Source organism: Clostridioides sp. ZZV15-6598, from assembly GCF_020657705.1.
Lineage (GTDB): Bacteria > Bacillota > Clostridia > Peptostreptococcales > Peptostreptococcaceae > Clostridioides > Clostridioides difficile_F.
The window spans coordinates 1-4,783 of record NZ_JAGWCS010000202.1; the positions used below are offsets into that span (position 1 = coordinate 1).

Here is a 4,783-nt window from a genome sequence, read left to right on the forward strand (position 1 = left end):
ATTATTAAGTTCCTAGTTAAATAAAGGAGTTTATAATGGATATTATAGAGGGATATATAGATTACATAAAAGATAAAAAAAAATTATCAGAAAACACAGTGGCATCATACTTTATGGATATAAAAAAATATATGGAATATATAAATCAAAAAAGCATTAAACTAGTAGATATAGTAGAAAATGATATTATAAGTTATTTAATAAAGTTGGAAAAAGATAATGTATCAATAGCTACAATAGCAAGGATGATATCATCTATAAAATCTTTTCATGATTATTTATTTTTAAATCATGTATGTACAAATAATCCTGCAAAGGATATAAAAAAACCTAAGGTAAAAAAAGAAAATATAAATATACTTACAGAAGAAGAAATTGAAAGATTATTAAATTTTCCTAAGTTAACAACACCTAAATTAATTAGGGACAAAGCTATTTTTGAAGTATTATATGGTACAGGTATAAAAGTATCAGAGCTAGTAGATATGAATGTAGATGATGTTGACTTGGATATTGACTATATATATTGTAATTCATGCTGTAAAAGTCAAAGGGTTATACCGCTTTGTGATATTACAAAACTTTATTTAGAGAAATATTTAAAAGAAGCAAGACCTAAAATAGCTGTAGAAGGTGAAACGTCATTATTTGTAAGTTCATTAGGACAAAGGTTTACACGACAAGGTCTTTGGAAAGTTATAAAAAAATATTCTAATTTAGCTAATATAGATAAAAACATAAATCCTACAATGCTTAGACATTCATTTGCAATTCATCTTTTGAATGAAGGTGCTAACATTGCTGTTGTAAGTAAAATCTTAGGAAATGTTAATTTATCTAGTTTACAAGTATATTTAAACCACATAGATAAAAACGTGAGAAGAGAAATAAAAGAAAAGCATCCTAGAAATGATATTGATATAGAGTTACAAAAAGTAGAAGCTAAATAGACTGTATATCAAATTTTATAATTTAAAAGGAGCATATTTATATGAGCAGAGTGATTTGGATTGTAATTGATAGTGTTGGAATAGGAGCATTACCTGATGCTGAAAATTTTGGAGACAGTAAGGATGTAAGTACTCTTGGAAATATATTTAAAGAGTATCCAGATATACAAATTCCTAATATGAGAAAATTAGGTATAGGAAATATAGATGGTGTAGATTTTTTTGAAGATGAAAAAGAGCCAATAGGCTGTTTTGGAAAATGTAAGGAAATGTCTCAAGGAAAAGATACTACTACTGGTCACTGGGAAATGACTGGGATAATAGTTGATAAACCTTTTAAAACATTTGAACATGGATTTTCAAAAGAAATTATAGAAGAGTTTGAGAAAAAAACTGGAAGAAAAGTAGTAGGAAATAAGCCAGCTTCAGGGACTGTGATAATTGATGAGTATGGAGAACATCAAATAGAAACTGGAGATGTAATAGTATATACTTCAGCTGATAGTGTATTTCAAATAGCAGCCAATGAAGAAGTGATTCCATTAGAAGAGTTGTACAGTATGTGTAAAATAGCTAGAGAAATAATGATGGGTGATAATGCAGTTGCTAGAGTAATTGCTAGACCATTTACAGGTAAAAAAACAGGTGAATTTGTTAGAACTTCAAATAGAAGAGATTATTCACTAGACCCATTTGAACCAACTGTACTTGATAATATAAAAGACTCAGGTCTTGAAGTTTTAGCTGTTGGAAAAATAGAAGATATTTTTAATGGCAAAGGAATTACAGAAGCTATCCATACTAAAAGTAATATGGATGGAGTAGATGAAACTTTAAAATATATGAAACAAGATAATAAAGGCTTGATATATTCAAACCTTGTTGATTTTGATTCAAAATACGGTCATAGAAGAGACCCAGAAGGATATAAGAAAGCACTTGAAGAGTTTGATAATAGACTTCCTGAGATAATGAGTAATATGAGAGAAGACGATATTCTTATAATTAATGCAGACCATGGAAATGACCCGACATATAAAGGTACAGACCATACAAGAGAATATATTCCAGTAATGATTTATGGTAGCAAGGTTAAAAAAGGATTTAATTTAGGAATAAAAGATACTTTTGCTGATATTGGAGCAACTGTTGCAGATATACTAGATGTAAAATTGCCTAAACATGGAGTGAGTTTTAAAAAAGATTTATTTTAAATATTAAATAGAAAATAAATATATAAAGTAATAAAAATTAGATGAATAGAATGAATGGAGGGATTGGAATGTTTGAAAAGATAGAACAAAGTAGTAAATTTATAAATTCTAAAATTAATATAAAGCCTAAGATTGGTCTAATATTAGGTTCTGGACTTGGTGATTTAGCAAATGATATAGAAGATTCTGTCATAATTAAATATAGCGAAATTCCAAATTTCCCTGTTTCAACAGTAGAAGGACATGCTGGGCAACTTGTTATTGGAAAGCTTGCAGGAAAAGAAGTAATTGCTATGCAGGGAAGGTTTCATTATTATGAAGGTTATTCTCAAAAAGAAGCTACTTTTCCGGTGAGAGTTATGAAAGCTCTTGGAGTCGAAATTCTTGTAGTAACTAATGCTGCTGGTGGCGTAAATAAACAATTTAAACCAGGGGATTTGATGATTATAAGAGACCATATAAATTTTAGTGGGAGCAATCCATTAGTAGGAAAAAATGATGATAGACTTGGAGCTAGATTTCCAGATATGTCAGATGCTTATTCATGTAAATATGTAGATATAGTTAAAGAATGTGCTAAAGAATACAATATAGATGTAAAAGAAGGTGTATATATGTTCTTTAGTGGACCTAATTATGAAACACCAGCAGAAGTAAGAATGGCTCAAATATTAGGGGCTGATGCAGTTGGAATGTCAACAGTTCCAGAAGTTATAGTAGCAGCACATTCCAATATTGATGTTATTGGTATATCTTGTATAACTAATATGGCTGCTGGTATCTTAAATCAACCATTAAGTCATGAAGAAGTTATAGAAACTACACAAAAAGTTAAATCAGAATTTTTGAACTTAGTTAAGAGTACAGTTAAGAGTTTATAGAGACTTTAATTAAATTTATTATAAAATAGACAATGTACAATTTGAAAATAATTAATAAGGAACTGTCTTGATATAGAAAAGTATTTCTAATAAGAGACAGTTTTTTATAATATAGGAATATGTTTATAAATTTATTTAAATTACTATAGGTTAGAATGGAGATTTTGTGTATGAGAATGTATGATATTATAAAAAAAAAGAGAGATAATTTAGAACTTAGCAAAGAAGAGATAAATTACTTTATAGAAAACTATTCTAAAGGAGATATACCTGACTATCAGGCTTCTGCACTATTAATGTCTATTTATTTAAACAAGATGAATAGACAAGAGACTGTATATCTTACAGAAGCAATGATGCACTCTGGTGACATGATAGAGCTATCAGATATAGAGGGTATAAAAGTAGATAAACACAGTACAGGTGGTGTCGGAGATAAGACTACAATAGCTCTTATACCTTTAGTTGCTTCATGTGGAGCACCAGTTGCAAAAATGTCTGGCAGAGGTCTTGGACATACTGGAGGAACTATTGATAAACTGGAAGCTATACCAGGTTTTTCTACAGAAATGGATATAAATAAATTTATCGATTCTGTAAATAAGCATAAAATAGCAGTTTGTGGTCAAAGTGCAAAGGTAGCAATTGCGGATAAAAAAATCTATGCTCTTAGGGATGTTACAGCAACTGTAGATAATATATCATTGATAGCATCTAGTGTAATGTCTAAAAAGCTAGCTTCAGGAGCTGATGCAATTGTATTAGATGTGAAAACTGGTAATGGAGCATTCATGAAGACTTTAGAGGAGTCTTTTGAATTGGCAAAAGCCATGGTTGACATAGGTGTTGGTATGAATAAAGATACCATAGGAATTGTGACAGATATGGATGAGCCTTTAGGATTTGCTGTTGGTAACTCTTTAGAGGTTATAGAAGCAATTGAAACTTTAAAAGGAAATGGACCAAAAGACCTTGTTGAATTATGTGAAGTTTTAGGAGCATATATGCTAGTTTTAGCAAAAGTTGCATGTAATTTTGATGATGGTATTGAAAAGATACGAGAATCAATAAAATCTGGTAGAGCTATAAATAAACTTAAAGAGTTTATAGAAAATCAAGGTGGAAATAAAGATATAGTTGATGATTATTCTCTATTCAAAGAATCAAAGTACAAGTATCCAATTAAATCAGATAAATCTGGATATATAAGTAAGATTAAGGCAGAAGATATCGGCATATCAGCTATGATTCTTGGAGCTGGTAGAGAAACTAAAGATGATATACTAGATTTATCAGCAGGAATAATCTTAGAAAAAAAAGTAGGAGATTATGTAAAAGAGGGTGAAGTTCTAGCATATATGTACTATGATGATGAGAAAAAACTTACATTGGCAAAGGATAGATTCGTCAATTCATATTCTATTTTAGATGAAAAAATAGAAAAAAATAAATTAGTATATGGTATTGTAACTAAAGATGAAATTAAAAAGTTTTAGAAAATTTTAGAAAAAGTGATTATAAAAAGCCTAACATGTCAAAAATAGTGTTAGGCTTTTTATTTTTTTGAAAAGTTTGAGAAGTAATAAATATATAATAATAAAAATATATTTTAAAGTATTTTTTTATAATATAAATAAGTTTATTCGACAAGATGATTGAAAATTACAGTGCTTAGCTTTATAATAGAAAATGGACAAATATACATAAGGAGTAAATGATCTGACTCTTATAAACATCT

General features: G+C 28.9%; 4 protein-coding genes. All 4 read left to right on the plus strand.

The genetic code is table 11. The annotated features are described in order from the left end of the window. Positions 1-35: 35 nt before the first annotated feature. Positions 36-950: a tyrosine-type recombinase/integrase gene (locus KGF50_RS20360; RefSeq protein WP_227849746.1), complete on the plus strand. Its 915-nt coding sequence runs from the start codon at positions 36-38 to the stop codon at positions 948-950. A gap of 41 nt (positions 951-991) precedes the next feature. Next, complete coding sequence (locus KGF50_RS20365; RefSeq protein ID WP_227849747.1) at positions 992-2,164, plus strand: phosphopentomutase; 1,173 nt, start codon at positions 992-994, stop codon at positions 2,162-2,164. A 68-nt stretch (positions 2,165-2,232) separates the two neighbouring features. Then, positions 2,233-3,045: a purine-nucleoside phosphorylase gene (locus KGF50_RS20370; RefSeq protein WP_227849748.1), complete on the plus strand. Its 813-nt coding sequence runs from the start codon at positions 2,233-2,235 to the stop codon at positions 3,043-3,045. Positions 3,046-3,215: 170 nt separating this feature from the next. Next, positions 3,216-4,541: a pyrimidine-nucleoside phosphorylase gene (locus tag KGF50_RS20375; RefSeq protein WP_227849749.1), complete on the plus strand. Its 1,326-nt coding sequence runs from the start codon at positions 3,216-3,218 to the stop codon at positions 4,539-4,541. The last annotated feature ends 242 nt before the right edge of the window (positions 4,542-4,783 follow it).